Raw genomic sequence first — 15,078 nt, 5'->3', positions numbered from 1 at the left:
AAAGGAAGCCGTCATGGCCGTACTCGTCAACGAAAACACCAAAGTCATCTGCCAAGGCATCACCGGCAGCCAGGGCACCTTCCATTCGGAACAGGCCATCGCCTATGGCACCAAGATGGTCGGCGGCGTGACCCCCGGCAAGGGCGGCACCACGCATCTGGACCTGCCCGTGTTCAACTCGGTGCATGAGGCCCGCCACGTGACCGGGGCCAATGCCAGCGTCATCTATGTGCCGCCGCCCTTCGCGGCCGACTCGATCTTGGAAGCCATCGACGCCGAGATGGAGCTGATCATCTGCATCACCGAAGGCATCCCGGTCTTGGACATGATGCGCGTGAAGCGCGCGCTGGAGGGGTCGAAATCCCGCCTGATCGGGCCGAACTGCCCCGGCGTCATCACCCCCGGCGCCTGCAAGATCGGCATCATGCCGGGCCATATCCACAAACGCGGCTCTGTCGGGGTTGTGTCACGCTCGGGCACGCTTACCTATGAGGCTGTGAAACAGACATCTGACTCCGGCCTTGGCCAGTCCACCGCAGTGGGCATCGGCGGCGACCCGATCAAGGGCACCGAGCATCTTGAGGTGCTGGAAATGTTCCTGGCCGACCCCGAAACACAATCCATCATCATGATCGGCGAAATCGGCGGCTCCGCCGAGGAAGAGGCCGCGCAATTCCTGGCGGATGAGCGCAAGAAAGGCCGCTGGAAACCGACTGCCGGTTTCATCGCAGGCCGCACCGCCCCCCCCGGCCGCCGCATGGGCCATGCCGGTGCCATCGTGGCAGGCGGCAAGGGCGACGCGGAATCCAAGATCGAGGCGATGAAAATGGCCGGCATCATCGTGGCTGACAGCCCGGCAGGACTGGGCGAGGCCGTGCTGAAAGCCATCGGCAAGTAACCAAGAAACGGCCGCGCCAGCACAGGGTTGGCGCGGCACCCTTCCAGTCAGGTGCAGCCATGACCGAACAATCCCCCACTGCCGCGTTCACCGCCTCCGGTTTCATGGATGGCGGCAATGCCGATTACATCGACCAGTTGCAGGCGCGCTATGCCGCTGATCCGGCATCGGTCGATGCGGGCTGGGCCGAGTTTTTCCGCGCGCTGGGCGACAGCGAGCTGGACGCCAAGAAACAGGCGCAGGGGCCCAGCTGGGCGCGCGCCGACTGGCCGCCGCAGCCGGCCGATGACCTGACATCGGCGCTGACCGGCGAATGGCCCGCAGCCCCCGCGCGCGAGGCAAAGGCCGCCGGTGCGAAAATCGCCGCCAAAGCCGCCGAGGCAGGCGTGGCGCTGACCGATACGCAGATCCAACGCGCCGTGCTTGACAGCATCCGCGCCCTGATGATCATCCGCGCCTACCGCATCCGGGGCCATCTGGCCGCCGATCTTGACCCGCTGGGCATGCGCGACCAGGGCAACCACCCGGAACTTGACCCCAAATCCTACGGCTTTTCCGATGCCGACATGGACCGGCCGATTTTCATCGACAACGTGCTGGGTCTTCAGGTTGCCAGCATGCGGCAGATCGTCGAGATCGTGAAGCGCACCTATTGCGGCACATTCGCGCTGCAATACATGCATATTTCCGACCCCGAGCAGGCAGCCTGGCTGAAGGAACGCATCGAGGGCTACGGCAAGGAAATCGCCTTTACCCGCGAGGGGCGCAAGGCCATCCTCAACAAGATGGTCGAGGCCGAAGGCTATGAAAAATTCCTGCATGTCAAATACATGGGGACCAAGCGTTTCGGTCTGGACGGCGGTGAAAGCCTGATCCCGGCGATGGAGCAGATCATCAAGCGCGGTGGCGCGCTGGGGGTCAAGGATATCGTCATCGGCATGCCGCACCGGGGCCGCCTGTCGGTTCTGGCCAATGTGATGCAGAAACCCTACCGCGCGATCTTCAACGAATTCCAGGGCGGTTCCTACAAGCCCGAGGATGTTGACGGTTCGGGCGATGTGAAATACCACCTTGGCGCGTCATCCGACCGCACGTTTGATGGCAATGTCGTGCACCTCAGCCTGACCGCGAACCCCAGCCATCTGGAGGCGGTGAACCCCGTCGTTCTGGGCAAGGTGCGCGCCAAGCAGGAACAGCTGGGCGACAAGACCCGCCATCAGGTGCTGCCGATCCTGCTGCATGGTGACGCCGCCTTTGCCGGGCAGGGCGTGGTTGCCGAATGTTTCGGCCTGTCGGGCCTTGTGGGCCACCGCACCGGCGGCACCATCCATATCGTCGTGAACAACCAGATCGGTTTCACCACCGCGCCGTCGTTCTCGCGCTCCAGCCCCTATCCCACCGACATCGCCCTGATGGTCGAGGCGCCGATCTTTCACGTGAACGGTGACGACCCCGAGGCCGTGGTGCATGCCGCAAAGGTGGCCACCGAATTCCGCCAGAAATTCCACAAGGATGTGGTGCTGGACATCTTCTGCTACCGCCGCTTTGGTCACAACGAAGGCGACGAGCCGATGTTCACCAACCCGGCGATGTATACCAAGATCAAGAAGCAGAAGACCACGCTGCAACTTTACACCGAACGTCTGGTGCGCGACGGGCTGATCCCCGAGGGCGAGATCGAGGATATGAAGGCCGCGTTCCAGGCCCGCCTGAATGAGGAATTCGAGGCCGGCAAGGATTACAAACCCAACAAGGCCGATTGGCTGGATGGCCGCTGGAAAAACTTCAGCCGCGAGGGCGAGGAATATCAGCCCGGCCAGACCGCCATTGCGCCCGAAACCATGGCCGAGGTGGGTGCCGCGCTGACCCGCGTGCCCGACGGCTTCGACCTGCACAAGACCGTGGGTCGCCAGCTGGAGGCGAAAAAGCAGATGTTCGCCACCGGCACGGGCTTTGACTGGGCCACGGCCGAGGCGCTGGCCTTTGGCAGCCTTGTCACCGAAGGCACGCCCGTGCGCCTGTCGGGGCAGGATTGCACACGCGGCACGTTCAGCCAGCGCCATTCGGCCTTTGTGAACCAGTCCACCGAAGAACGGCACTACCCCATGAACCACATCCGCGCCGGGCAAGCGCGGTATGAGGTGATCGATTCCATGCTGTCGGAATATGCCGTGCTGGGGTTCGAATATGGCTATTCGCTGTCCGAACCCAACGCGCTGGTGATGTGGGAGGCGCAGTTCGGCGATTTCGCCAACGGCGCGCAGATCATGTTCGACCAGTTCATCAACTCGGGCGAATCCAAATGGTTGCGGATGTCGGGCCTGGTGATGCTGCTGCCGCATGGCTATGAGGGGCAGGGGCCGGAACATTCCTCGGCCCGGCTGGAACGCTTCCTGCAAATGTCGGCAAATGACAACTGGATCGTGGCCAACTGTTCCACCCCGGCCAACTATTTCCACATCCTGCGCCGCCAGATCCACCGCAGCTTCCGCAAGCCGCTGGTGCTGATGACGCCGAAATCGCTGCTGCGCCACCCGATGTGCGTCAGCGATGCGGCTGAATTCACCACCGGCTCCAGCTTCCACCGCGTGCTGTGGGATGATGCGCAAAAGGGCCATTCCGACCTGCAACTGCGCCCGGATGCCGAAATCAGGCGCGTCGTCATCTGCTCGGGCAAGGTCTATTACGACCTTCTGGCCGAACGCGACAAGCGCGGGCTGGATGACGTGTATCTGCTGCGACTGGAACAGTTCTACCCTTTCCCGGCGCTGTCGCTGGTGAAGGAACTGGAACGCTTCAAGGGCGCCGAAATCATCTGGTGCCAGGAAGAGCCGAAAAATCAGGGCGGCTGGAGCTTTGTCGAACCCAACCTCGAATGGGTGCTGACCCGCATCGGCGCGAAACACAGCCGCGCCACCTATGCCGGTCGGGCCGCTTCGGCCTCGCCGGCCACCGGCCTCGCCTCGCGCCACAAGGCCGAACAAGAGGCGCTGGTGAACGACGCCCTCAAGGTCGGGGGCTAAGGCGGATGGCAACCGAAGTCCGCGTGCCCAGCCTGGGCGAAAGCGTCACCGAGGCGACCGTGGCCACCTGGTTCAAGAAACTGGGTGATGCGGTCGCCGTCGATGACATGCTGTGTGAACTGGAAACCGACAAGGTGACGGTCGAGGTTCACGCCCCTGTTGCAGGCAGGCTTGATGAGATTGTGGCACCCGAAGGCACGACGGTTGGCGTCGCGGCTCTTCTGGCGCAGATTGGGGCGGCGGGCGCCGCTCCGGCAAAGTTGAACGAAGGCGCAGCGGCCAAAGCCAGCGCGAAAGAGGGCAAGATGATTGATGTGATGGTGCCCGCCTTGGGCGAAAGCGTATCCGAGGCGACGGTCTCGACCTGGTTCAGGAAGGTCGGCGATACGGTCGCGCAGGATGAAATGCTGTGCGAGCTGGAAACCGACAAGGTCTCGGTCGAGGTTCCGGCCCCGGCTGCGGGCGTGCTGACGGCGATCATCGCGCCCGAAGGCACCACGGTTGCGGCCTCGGCCCGCCTTGCCACGATTTCCGAAGGCGAAGGGGCTGGCACTCCGGTTCCCGCGCAGTCGCAGACCAGCGGTGAACAGGTGCCCTCCGCCGGCCCGACAGAGGTGAAAGTGGCCGCGCCCGCCAAAGATGTCGAGGATGCCCCCGCCGCCAAAAAGGCGATGGCCGAGGCTGGCATCAGCCGCGACGCCGTCACCGGCACCGGCCGCGATGGCCGCGTGATGAAGGAAGACGTGGCCAAGGCCGTTGCGGCCCCCGCCGCTGCCGTTCCCGCCCCGGTCGCCGCCGCGCCCCGCGCGCCCGTGCCCGCCTCCGACGCCGCCCGCGAGGAACGGGTCAAGATGACCCGCCTGCGCCAGACCATCGCTCGCCGGTTGAAAGAGGCGCAGAACACCGCCGCCATGCTGACCACCTATAACGAGGTGGACATGTCGGGCATCATGGGCCTGCGCAACGAATACAAGGACATGTTCGAGAAAAAGCACGGCGTGAAGCTGGGCTTCATGTCGTTCTTCGTGAAGGCCTGCACCCATGCGCTGAAAGAAGTGCCCGAGGTGAACGCCGAAATCGACGGCACGGATGTGGTCTACAAGAACTATGTCCACATGGGCGTGGCCGTGGGCACGCCTTCCGGCCTCGTGGTGCCGGTGGTGCGCGACGCCGACCAGATGGGCTTTGCCGCCATCGAGAAAAAGATCGCCGAACTGGGCCTGCGCGCCCGCGATGGCAAGCTTTCCATGGCCGAAATGCAGGGCGGCAGCTTCACCATCTCCAACGGCGGCGTCTATGGGTCGCTGATGTCCTCGCCCATCCTGAACCCCCCGCAATCCGGCATCCTGGGCATGCACAAGATCCAGGACCGGCCCGTGGTGGTGGCGGGCCAGATCGTGATTCGCCCGATGATGTATCTGGCTTTGTCCTACGATCACCGCATCGTGGACGGCAAAGGGGCGGTGACCTTCCTCGTGCGCGTGAAAGAGGCGCTGGAGGATCCGCGTCGGTTGCTGATGGATTTGTGATAGGCTCCGTAGAATGGGCAATATTGCCCATTCTACGGATACGCCGCCTTCGCGAACGGTCTAGGCCACTCGTACTTCATAATCACTCTCACTGCTAAGAGGTAACTGATGCCAACTTATTCCAAGAAAGAGCCGTTTGCGGTTTACAATGTGATATCTGCGAAAGACGCTTTTGCTCTTTTGAAGAAATTTAGTTCAAATTCAAACTTCAATACTGAAGATGCTGAACATTTCTTCGTGGAAAATGGCGTCACCGTTTTTGGACTCGTTGCCCCAGCAATCAGACTTTCTGACAAAATTAATCTACACGATGTTGAGACAAACGCGGAGACTATAGCAAAAGAAGGCCGTTCTCCCGGGAGATCTTGAGATGAGCGAAATCTCATGGCCTCGCCACGCAGCTAGAATCCCGCAACAAGCGCGGGATTCTGGGCGCACAGAGTAACCCCATGACCCCCGAACTCACCGCCCTCGCCCTCGCCGGCCTCCTCCAAGCCGCCACCTTCGTCCCCTTCTCCGTCCGGGCGAATCTGGAGCTTGGTTCCGGCTATACCACCAGCGCCCGCGACCGGCCGCCGTCGCGGCAGATGTCGCCCGTCACCGCCCGCCTGCAACGTGCGCTGAGCAACCATTTCGAAAGCTTGATCCTCTTCACCCTCGCCGTCGTCGTGGTGACGCTGGGCCAGCAATCCACCGCCCTCACCCAGACCTGCGCCTGGGTCTATCTGGCCGCCCGCGTCGCCTATGTGCCCGCCTATGCGCTGGGCCTGCGCCCGTGGCGGTCGGTGATCTGGATGGTGGGTTTCAGCGCGACCATGCTGATGATCCTGGCAGCCCTGCTGTGACGGTCAACCTGAAACACCTGCAAATCCATCTGCATCCGATGTGCATCGCCTGTGCATCCCCCGTGCAGCCCCAAAACCAAAGGAACTGACCCATGGCAACCTATGATGTGATCGTGATCGGCGCGGGCCCCGGCGGCTATGTCTGCGCCATCCGCTGCGCGCAGCTGGGCCTGAAAGTGGCCGTGGTCGAGGGGCGCGAAACGCTGGGCGGCACCTGTCTGAACGTGGGTTGCATTCCGTCAAAGGCGCTGCTGAACGCCACGCACCACCTGCACGAAGTGCATGAGAACTTTGAGAAAATGGGCCTGATGGGGGCGGCACCCACCGTCGATTGGGCCAAGATGCAGGCCTACAAGCAGGATGTGGTGAACGGCAACACCAAGGGTATCGAATTCCTGTTCAAGAAGAACAAGATCACCTGGCTGAAGGGCTGGGCCACCATCCCCGCCGCCGGTCAGGTGCAGGTGGGTGATGAGGTTCACAGCGCGAAAAACATCGTGATTGCAACGGGTTCCGAGCCTGCCAGCCTGCCCGGCGTTACCGTTGATGAAACCACAATCGTCACCTCCACCGGCGCTTTGACACTGGGCAAGATCCCCGCCAGCATGGTGGTGATCGGCGCCGGGGTGATCGGGCTGGAAATGGGCTCGGTCTATGCACGTCTTGGTACGCAGGTGACGGTGGTGGAATATCTGGATGCCATCACGCCGGGCATGGATGCCGAAGTTGCCAAGGCATTCCAGAAAATCCTGACGAAACAGGGATTTAAGTTCATTCTTGGGGCCGCTGTGCAGGGTGTTTCGGTGGCGGATGGCAAGGCGACCGTGACCTACAAACTGCGCAAGGATGACAGCGAATCGGTGCTGGAGGCGGAAACCGTTCTGGTCGCCACCGGCCGCAAACCCCATACCGCCGGTCTGGGGCTGGAGGCTCTAGGCGTCGAGATGCTGCCGCGCGGGCAGGTGAAAACCGACCATTTCGCCACCAATATCAAGGGCCTCTACGCCATCGGCGATGCGATCGTCGGCCCGATGCTGGCGCACAAGGCCGAGGATGAGGGCATGGCGCTGGCCGAGATTCTGGCAGGCAAGGCGGGGCATGTTAACTATGGGGTAATCCCCGGCGTGGTATATACGACGCCGGAAGTGGCCTCGGTTGGCCAGACGGAGGAGCAGTTGAAAGAGGCGGGCCGCGCCTACAAGGTTGGCAAATTCCCCTTCATGGGCAATGCCCGTGCCAAGGCGGTGTTTCAGGCCGATGGCTTCGTGAAAATTCTGGCCGACAAGGCGACCGACCGCATCCTTGGCGCGCATATAATCGGGCCGGGCGCGGGCGATCTGATCCACGAGGTTTGCGTGGCAATGGAGTTTGGCGCATCGGCGCAAGATCTGGCGCTGACTTGCCACGCGCACCCTACCTATAGCGAGGCTGTGCGTGAAGCCGCCCTCGCCTGCGGTGACGGCGCGATCCACGCCTGACACGGCAGTAATCAAGCGGAAATGCCCCGGCCAGAAGGCCGGGGCATTGCTGTTCTTGCCTCGCCCCTGTCCTTTGGACCGGGGCTCAGGCTGCTCCCGTGGGGCCCTTTTGGCCAGGGTGAAAACACGTCGCCATTGGCCTGCGGTGCGAATGCGTTACTCTGCTGCCACCGGCTGTGCGTCGACCAGCCCCACGATATCCATCATGATCCGGTTCAGCGCGAAATCCTTCGGCGTATAGACCGCCGCCACCCCCATCGCGCGCAGGTCTGCCGCATCATCCTCGGGGATGATGCCGCCCACCACCAGCGGCACATGGCCCAGCCCCTCGGCCCGCATCAGCGCCAGCACCTCGGTGATCAGGGGGATATGCGAGCCTGAAAGGATCGACAGGCCCACCACATGCGCCCGCTGTTCGACGGCGGCCGCCACAATCGCGGCGGGGGTCAGGCGAATACCTTCGTAATGAATGTCCATCCCGCAGTCGCGGGCGCGGGCGGCGATCTGTTCCGCCCCGTTGGAATGGCCATCAAGCCCCGGTTTTCCCACGAGGAATTTCAGGGGCCGCCCCAGTTTCGCCGACAATGCCTGCACCGCTTCGCGGATCGGCTCCAACCCCTCGGTGCGGTTCGAGGGCGCGCGCGACACCCCGGTGGGCGCGCGGTATTCGCCAAAAGCGGCGCGCACCATGGCCCCCCATTCGCCGGTGGTTGCCCCCGCCTTGGCGGCGGCAATGGAGGGCGGCATGATGTTGGCACCAGAGGCTGCCGCCGCCCGCAGGGCATTCAGCGCGGCCTGCACCGCCGCCTCGTTGCGTGCCTCGCGCCATGCGTGCAAGCGGCTGATCTGGTCAGCCTCGGCAGCAGGATCGGCCTGCATGATCGCGCCGTCACCGGCGGTCAAGGGCGAGGGTGCGGCCTCGGTCCAGCGGTTCACGCCCACCACCACGGTCTGCCCCGCTTCGATCCGCGCGATGCGTTCGGCATTCGCCTCGACCAGCCGGCCTTTCATATAGTCGATGGCCGCCACCGCCCCGCCCATCGCGTCGATCTGCGCCAGTTCGGCACGCGCACCATCCTTCAGCGCGGCCACCTTGCGGTCCACCGCAGGGTTGCCGTCAAACAGGTCGTCATATTCCAGCAGGTCGGATTCGTAAGCCAGGATCTGCTGCATGCGCAGCGACCATTGCTGATCCCAGGGGCGGGGCAGGCCAAGCGCCTCGTTCCAGGCAGGCAGTTGCACGGCGCGGGCGCGGGCGTTTTTCGACAGCGTGACCGCCAGCATTTCGATCAGAATCCGGTAAACGTTGTTTTCGGGCTGCTGCTCGGTCAGGCCCAGCGAGTTCACCTGCACGCCATAGCGGAAGCGGCGGTATTTGGCATCCTGCACGCCATAACGGTCGTGGCAGATCTCGTCCCACAGATCGACAAACGCGCGCATCTTGCACATCTCGGTGACAAAGCGGATGCCGGCGTTGACGAAAAACGATATTCTGCCCACCATGTTGGGGAAATCTGCGGCGGAAACTTTCCCTTTCAGGTCATCCAGCACCGCGCAAGCCGTGGCGAGGGCAAAGGCAAGCTCCTGCTCGGGCGTGGCCCCCGCCTCTTGCAGGTGATAGGAACAGACGTTCATCGGGTTCCACTTCGGCAGGTGAGCCTGGGTGTAAGCCGCGATGTCGGTGATCATGCGAAGGCTGGGTTTGGGCGGGGCGATATAGGTGCCGCGCGACAGGTATTCCTTGATGATGTCATTCTGCACCGTGCCTTGCAGCGCCGACAGATCGGCCCCCTGTTCCTCGGCCACGGCGATATACAGCGCCAGCAGCCAGGGGGCGGTGGCGTTGATCGTCATCGAAGTGTTCATCCGGTCCAACGGAATGTCGTGAAACAGCGCCCGCATGTCACCCAGATGTGCCACCGGCACGCCCACCTTGCCCACTTCGCCGCGTGCAAGTTCGTGATCGCTGTCATAGCCGGTCTGGGTCGGCAGGTCGAAAGCCACCGAAAGCCCGGTCTGCCCCTTGGCCAGATTGGTGCGGTAAAGCGCGTTTGACGCGGTGGCGGTCGAATGCCCGGCATAGGTGCGGAACAGCCAGGGGGCCTCTTTGCGGGTTTCGGTCATCGTGGCCTCCATCGGCAGGGCAACAATATTGCTTACGGTGACAGATAGGCGAAACTTCGTTCCGTTGTCAATTCGCCGCAATGCGGCATGGCGGGATTTACGCGCCGCGTGGCAGCGCCTAGGCTGGTGCCATGACGCGCATGGTGGAAATGCCCCTTTGGTTGCTGGTGCTGGTGCTGGGCTTTGCCGCGCTGACATTCTTTTCGCATTTCCTGTTCCCCTCGGTGCGCTGGTTTTTCCGGCGGCGGATGGAACGGGCGGTTGCCCGGCTGAACCGGCGGCTTGTCCGCCCGATCGAGCCGTTCAAGCTGATGGCGCGGCAGGACATGATCGTGCGGCTGGTGCACGACCCGGCGGTCAGTCAGGCGGTGGTGGAGCATGCGCAGGCCGAGGGCGTGCCGGAATCGGTGGCCTTTCAGCAGGCCCGTTCCTATGCGCGCGAGATTGTGCCGGGCTTTTCGGCGCTGGTCTATTTCGGCTTTGCCACCCGCGCGGCGCGCTGGCTGTCAAAGGCGTTCTACCGGGTTCGGGTGGGGCAGGTGGATGCGGCACTGGCCGGGATCGACCGCAAGGCCACGGTGATTTTCGTGATGAACCACCGCAGCAATATGGATTATGTGCTGGTGACATGGTTGGTGGCCGACCGTTCGGCGCTGTCTTATGCGGTGGGCGAATGGGCGCGGGTCTGGCCGCTGAGCCGCCTGATCCGGGCGATGGGGGCCTATTTCATCAGGCGCGGCAGCCGCAACACGCTGTATCGCCGGGTTCTGGCGCGCTATGTGCAGATGGCCACCGCGGAAGGCGCGACGCAGGCGGTGTTTCCCGAAGGCGGCCTCAGCCTGAATGGCCGGGTGGGGGCCGCGCGCATGGGCTTGCTGAGCTATATCGTGACGGGGTTTGACCCGCTGGCCCGCGATGTGGTGTTCGTGCCGGTGGCGCTGGCCTATGACCGCGTGCTGGAGGACCGTCTGCTGGTTCAGGCGGGCACAGCCGGCAACCGCCGTTTCCGCGCCTCGCCTCTCAGCATACTGGCGTTTTCGGGCCGGATGGTCTGGCGCATGATCCGCCGCCGGTTTCCGGGGTTTGGCACGGCGGCGGTGGGCTTTGGTGCGCCGGTGTCGCTGCGCGCCTATCTGGCGGCTACGCCGGGGGCCACGACAGAAACGCTGGGCGAGCGGCTGATGGCCGAGGTGGCGCTGTGCCTGCCGATGCTGCCGGTGCCTTTGGTTGCGGCGGTTCTTGCGGATGGGCCGGTGCCCCGCGCTGCCATGGAGGGTGCGCTGGCTGCCCTGCTGGCCCGGCTGGCGGCGGTGGGTGGGGTGCTGAAACTGCCGCCCTCGGGTGCGGCGGCGGCACTGGCCGAGGGGCTGCGCGCGCTGGAGGCGCGGGGTATCGTGCAGGAAACCCCGGCGGGTCTGGCAGCGGCCCCGGGCAAGGCCAGCCTCTTGGCTTACTATGCGGCAGGGGTGCTGCAACGGCTAGAACTGGGCAGTCATTCTGCAACGCGGCAGACATAAAATTACAAAATAGTCGCCAAGACTATTGCATTATTACTTTGCCGTTCGTATCCCTACCTCAAGCCGCGCCGATTCTGCGTCGCGGCATCTTGTTTGGTTGAGGGAGGCCCCCGATGGCTTTGGACACGCAGCACAGTATCGCCGCCTATGACGCGCCGCAGAAAGACCTGTATGAACTGGGCGAAATGCCCCCGCTGGGCCATGTGCCCGCGCAGATGTATGCCTGGACGATCCGGCGCGAGCGCCATGGCGAACCCGATACCGCGATGCAGGTCGAGGTGGTGGAAACCCCCGAGATCGACAGCAACGAGGTGCTGGTTCTGGTGATGGCAGCGGGGGTGAATTACAACGGCGTCTGGGCGGCACTGGGTATTCCGATCAGCCCGTTCGACAGCCACAAGATGCCCTATCACATTGCCGGTTCCGATGCGTCGGGCATCGTGTGGAAGGTGGGCGACAAGGTGAAACGCTGGAAAGTGGGGGATGAAGTGGTCATCCACTGCAACCAGGATGATGGTGATGACGAGGAATGCAACGGCGGTGATCCGATGTATTCGCCCAGCCAGCGCATCTGGGGCTATGAGACGCCGGACGGATCCTTTGCGCAGTTCACCCGCGTGCAGGCGCAGCAGCTGATGCTGCGGCCCAAGCATCTGACGTGGGAGGAATCGGCCTGTTACACCCTGACACTGGCCACCGCCTACCGGATGCTGTTCGGCCATGAACCGCATGAGCTGAAACCTGGGCAGAACGTGCTGGTCTGGGGGGCGTCGGGGGGCCTTGGCTCTTACGCGATCCAGTTGGTGACGGCGGCGGGGGCGAATGCCATCGGCGTCATCAGCGAAGAGGACAAGCGCGAATTTGTCATGGGGTTGGGGGCCAAGGGTGTCATCAACCGCAAGGAATTCAACTGCTGGGGCCAGATGCCCACGGTGAACACGCCCGAATACGCCGCCTGGTTCAAGGAGGCGCGCAAGTTCGGCGCCGCGATCTGGGCGATCACCGGCAAGGGCAACAATGTGGACATGGTGTTCGAACACCCCGGCGAGGCCACGTTTCCCGTGTCGGTTTTCGTGGTGAAACGCGGCGGCATGGTGGTGATCTGCGCGGGCACCACCGGCTATAACCTGACCTTCGACGTGCGTTATCTGTGGATGCACCAGAAGCGCGTGCAGGGGTCGCATTTCGCCAACCTCAAGCAAGCCTCGGCGGCGAACAAGCTGATGCTGGAGCGGCGGCTTGATCCCTGCCTGTCCGAAGTGCTGCCATGGGAGGAGATTCCGGCGGCCCACATGAAAATGCGCAAGAACCAGCACAAGCCCGGCAATATGGCCGTGCTGGTGCAGGCCCCGCACACCGGCCTGCGCACGTTCGAGGACACGCTGGAGGCCAGCCGCCACCGCTGAGACACTCACAACTGGCCCGCGCCCTGCGGGCCAGTCGTGTGACATGGCATTTTCCCTTGCAACCCCAGCGGGTTGTTTCCCCCGGCCAACCGATTGTTGCCGGATTGCCGGATACCCGCCGGTCCGCCCGGGTGCTAGGCTTTGCCACCTGCAAACTGCGGCAGGCAGCGGGGTGTCATGCGTCACGACTGGATTTTTGACGTGCTGGCCGACCTGCGCAGCTACGCGCAGAAAAATCGGCTGACGGCGCTGGCGGCACAGGTCGAAGACACGTTGCGCGTCGCCCGCACCGAGATTGCCGCCGCCGATACCTGCCCGGCGCGGGGCGAAGGCTCGGGCGGTGCCCCTCCGGCGGGCCGCCCGCACTGACAGCCGGGCCAAGCCCGCTGGCCTATCCGCCGCAGCGCGGCTATGGTCGCGCCATGCAGCCGCTGGCCCTTACATTTTCCGACGATCAGGCCGAAGCCTATGACCGCGTGGCCGACCAGCTGCGCGGCATGGGCATTGATCTGGCCAAGGGCACGCTGGCCGCGCCGATGGAGGGCAAATCCTCGGTGCTGGCGGTGGTGGGCAAGGCGGGGTCGGGCAAGACCATGCTGCTGGCCAGCCTTTTCAAGGCCTTGCAAGAGGCCGGGGTTGATGTGATCTCGGGCGATTACGAGGGGCGCAAGCGCAAGGACCGCCGCACGCTGGCCATCCTCGCCCCCACCAACAAGGCGGCGTCGGTGCTGCGGCTGCGCGGGGTGCCCGCGACCACCATCCACCGCATCCTCTATACCCCGGTCTATGACCCGCAGTATGAGCGCATCGCCGAATGGCTGGCTGGCAACGGCCCCCGCCCCGAGGTCGAAGGCCTGACCGAACTGGCGCTGGACCGCGCCCGCGCGTTTTACGACACGGTGGCGTCGATCCCCGGGGCCTTGGCGGCGGCGGGGCTGCGCGGCAGCGATTTCATCAAGGGCTGGAAACGCCGCGAGGAACCGCTGGATGTGGGTTTTGTCGACGAATCCTCAATGCTTGATGAGCGGCAACTCGAAGACCTGCGCGAAATCTTTCCCACGCTGGTGCTGTTCGGTGATCCGGCGCAATTGGCCCCGGTGGGCCAGTCGGGCGAAATGGTGTTCGACCGGCTGGGCGACACGCGCAAACTGATCCTCAGCCGCATCCACCGGCAGGCCGAGGATAACCCGATCCTCGATCTGGCGCATGCCCTGGCCGACCCCGACATGGGGTTTGAGGAATTCGAGCGAAGGGTGGAACGTGCCGCCGCCCGCGACGACCGCGTGCAGATGGCGCAAAGGGTGGATGCCGACCTGATGGCGCGCAGCCCCGTGCTGGTCTGGCGCAATGCCACCCGCATACGGCTGATCACCGCCTTCCGTGCCGCCCACAAGGCGCCAGAGTTTGAGCTGATCGCGGGCGAGCCACTGATCTGCGACGGTATCGAGCTGCCGCTGAAGCACCGCAAAAAGCGCATTGATCTGGAGGCGCGGGGCCTGATCAAGGGCGCACAGGTGATCTACCTTGGCCCCGGCAGCCGCGACGGCTTTGCCAAACTGCATGTGGTGGGGGCCGAAGACCCGCAGGTATCCGCCGCCAGCATCATCAAGATCGAAAAACCGGATGAGGATGAACCCTTCATCCCCTCGGCCGCCAAGATGGGTGCGGCCTTTCTGCATGGCGCGGCGGTGACGATCCACAAGGCGCAAGGGTCGCAATGGGAAACGGTGCAGGTCTTTGCCCCCGATCTTTTTGCCGCAGCCCAGGCCGGGCGGACCGAGGCGGGCGTGCCCTTGTGGAAGCGTCTTGCCTATGTGGCGATCACCCGCGCCCAGAACCGGCTTCTGTGGGTGGTGCGCAACCGGCTGGCCCTGCCGCAGACCGAATTGGGCATCGCCGACCTGCCCCGCACCGCGCCCCGGCTGGCCCTGCGGGTGGAGGAGCCCGAGGTATAGGCCCTTTCCTCTGCCCCGGCTTCATCCTAGGTTTGTGCCATCCAGCAGGAGAGCCCCATGCGCTGCGTATTCGTCCAGTTCCGCTGCACCCCCGGCAAGACCTATGCGGTGGCCAATGCCATCTATGACCGCGAGGTGGTGTCAGAGCTTTTTTCAACCTCGGGCGAATATGACCTGATCGCCAAGGTCTACATTCCGCTGGATCAGGACGTGGGGCATTACCTGTCGGAAAAGCTGTTCGACATCCCGGGCATTGTCCGCACGCTGACAACGATGACCTTCAAGGCGTTCTGAACACCGCCG

The 15,078-nt window shown here is 63.8% G+C and carries 12 protein-coding genes; 11 read left to right on the top strand and 1 reads right to left on the bottom strand.

Translation table 11 applies throughout. The features are described from left to right. The first annotated feature begins 13 nt into the window (after positions 1-13). The 6 genes from sucD to lpdA all read left to right on the top strand — a co-directional run bounded on the left by sucD (position 14) and on the right by lpdA (position 7,773). Complete coding sequence (gene sucD / locus GEU84_RS08215) at positions 14-898, top strand: succinate--CoA ligase subunit alpha (RefSeq protein WP_174539487.1); 885 nt, start codon at positions 14-16, stop codon at positions 896-898. 59 nt (positions 899-957) lie between these two features. Beyond that, positions 958-3,921 (top strand): 2-oxoglutarate dehydrogenase E1 component, encoded by a 2,964-nt coding sequence (locus GEU84_RS08210; RefSeq protein ID WP_174539486.1) that lies wholly within the window; start codon positions 958-960, stop codon positions 3,919-3,921. Positions 3,922-3,926: 5 nt separating this feature from the next. Then, the gene (odhB, locus tag GEU84_RS08205) at positions 3,927-5,450 is read left to right on the top strand and encodes a 2-oxoglutarate dehydrogenase complex dihydrolipoyllysine-residue succinyltransferase (protein WP_174539485.1); all 1,524 of its coding nucleotides are present in this window, start codon (positions 3,927-3,929) and stop codon (positions 5,448-5,450) included. A gap of 108 nt (positions 5,451-5,558) precedes the next feature. Next, the gene (locus tag GEU84_RS08200; protein WP_174539484.1) at positions 5,559-5,819 is read left to right on the top strand and encodes a hypothetical protein; all 261 of its coding nucleotides are present in this window, start codon (positions 5,559-5,561) and stop codon (positions 5,817-5,819) included. Between the two features lie 80 nt (positions 5,820-5,899). Then, positions 5,900-6,295 carry an MAPEG family protein gene (locus GEU84_RS08195; protein WP_174539483.1) on the top strand — a complete coding sequence of 132 codons (396 nt, stop codon included), beginning with the start codon at positions 5,900-5,902 and terminating at the stop codon, positions 6,293-6,295. A 92-nt stretch (positions 6,296-6,387) separates the two neighbouring features. Continuing rightward, positions 6,388-7,773, top strand: a complete 1,386-nt coding sequence (gene lpdA, locus GEU84_RS08190) for a dihydrolipoyl dehydrogenase (protein ID WP_174539482.1) — start codon at positions 6,388-6,390, stop codon at positions 7,771-7,773. Positions 7,774-7,929: 156 nt separating this feature from the next. Here the strand turns inward: lpdA and GEU84_RS08185 are convergent, their stop codons facing one another. Further along, positions 7,930-9,897, bottom strand: a complete 1,968-nt coding sequence (locus GEU84_RS08185; RefSeq protein ID WP_174539481.1) for a protein meaA — start codon at positions 9,895-9,897, stop codon at positions 7,930-7,932. Between the two features lie 131 nt (positions 9,898-10,028). On the opposite strand from GEU84_RS08185, the gene GEU84_RS08180 reads away from it, so the two are divergent. The 5 genes from GEU84_RS08180 to GEU84_RS08160 all read left to right on the top strand — a co-directional run bounded on the left by GEU84_RS08180 (position 10,029) and on the right by GEU84_RS08160 (position 15,069). Beyond that, positions 10,029-11,414 (top strand): 1-acyl-sn-glycerol-3-phosphate acyltransferase, encoded by a 1,386-nt coding sequence (locus tag GEU84_RS08180; protein ID WP_174539480.1) that lies wholly within the window; start codon positions 10,029-10,031, stop codon positions 11,412-11,414. Positions 11,415-11,527: 113 nt separating this feature from the next. Next, positions 11,528-12,820, top strand: a complete 1,293-nt coding sequence (gene ccrA, locus GEU84_RS08175) for a crotonyl-CoA carboxylase/reductase (RefSeq protein ID WP_174539479.1) — start codon at positions 11,528-11,530, stop codon at positions 12,818-12,820. A gap of 177 nt (positions 12,821-12,997) precedes the next feature. Then, positions 12,998-13,189 carry a hypothetical protein gene (locus tag GEU84_RS08170; protein WP_174539478.1) on the top strand — a complete coding sequence of 64 codons (192 nt, stop codon included), beginning with the start codon at positions 12,998-13,000 and terminating at the stop codon, positions 13,187-13,189. A gap of 53 nt (positions 13,190-13,242) precedes the next feature. Beyond that, positions 13,243-14,775, top strand: a complete 1,533-nt coding sequence (locus GEU84_RS08165; protein WP_174539477.1) for an ATP-dependent DNA helicase — start codon at positions 13,243-13,245, stop codon at positions 14,773-14,775. A 57-nt stretch (positions 14,776-14,832) separates the two neighbouring features. Then, positions 14,833-15,069 (top strand): Lrp/AsnC ligand binding domain-containing protein, encoded by a 237-nt coding sequence (locus GEU84_RS08160; RefSeq protein WP_174539476.1) that lies wholly within the window; start codon positions 14,833-14,835, stop codon positions 15,067-15,069. Positions 15,070-15,078 lie beyond the last annotated feature (9 nt).

This window comes from Fertoeibacter niger (assembly GCF_009380135.2).
Classification (GTDB): Bacteria; Pseudomonadota; Alphaproteobacteria; order Rhodobacterales; family Rhodobacteraceae; genus Fertoeibacter; species Fertoeibacter niger.
This window is presented reverse-complemented; position numbering and strand designations above follow the sequence as displayed.

Bases quoted from the DNA above. Each gene is read 5' to 3' on its own strand.
- sucD (WP_174539487.1), top strand. From the start codon at position 14: ATGGCCGTACTCGTCAACGAAAACACCAAAGTCATCTGCCAAGGCATC.
- GEU84_RS08210 (WP_174539486.1), top strand. From the start codon at position 958: ATGACCGAACAATCCCCCACTGCCGCGTTCACCGCCTCCGGTTTCATG.
- odhB (WP_174539485.1), top strand. From the start codon at position 3,927: ATGGCAACCGAAGTCCGCGTGCCCAGCCTGGGCGAAAGCGTCACCGAG.
- GEU84_RS08200 (WP_174539484.1), top strand. From the start codon at position 5,559: ATGCCAACTTATTCCAAGAAAGAGCCGTTTGCGGTTTACAATGTGATA.
- GEU84_RS08195 (WP_174539483.1), top strand. From the start codon at position 5,900: ATGACCCCCGAACTCACCGCCCTCGCCCTCGCCGGCCTCCTCCAAGCC.
- lpdA (WP_174539482.1), top strand. From the start codon at position 6,388: ATGGCAACCTATGATGTGATCGTGATCGGCGCGGGCCCCGGCGGCTAT.
- GEU84_RS08185 (WP_174539481.1), bottom strand. From the start codon at position 9,897: ATGACCGAAACCCGCAAAGAGGCCCCCTGGCTGTTCCGCACCTATGCC.
- GEU84_RS08180 (WP_174539480.1), top strand. From the start codon at position 10,029: ATGACGCGCATGGTGGAAATGCCCCTTTGGTTGCTGGTGCTGGTGCTG.
- ccrA (WP_174539479.1), top strand. From the start codon at position 11,528: ATGGCTTTGGACACGCAGCACAGTATCGCCGCCTATGACGCGCCGCAG.
- GEU84_RS08170 (WP_174539478.1), top strand. From the start codon at position 12,998: ATGCGTCACGACTGGATTTTTGACGTGCTGGCCGACCTGCGCAGCTAC.
- GEU84_RS08165 (WP_174539477.1), top strand. From the start codon at position 13,243: ATGCAGCCGCTGGCCCTTACATTTTCCGACGATCAGGCCGAAGCCTAT.
- GEU84_RS08160 (WP_174539476.1), top strand. From the start codon at position 14,833: ATGCGCTGCGTATTCGTCCAGTTCCGCTGCACCCCCGGCAAGACCTAT.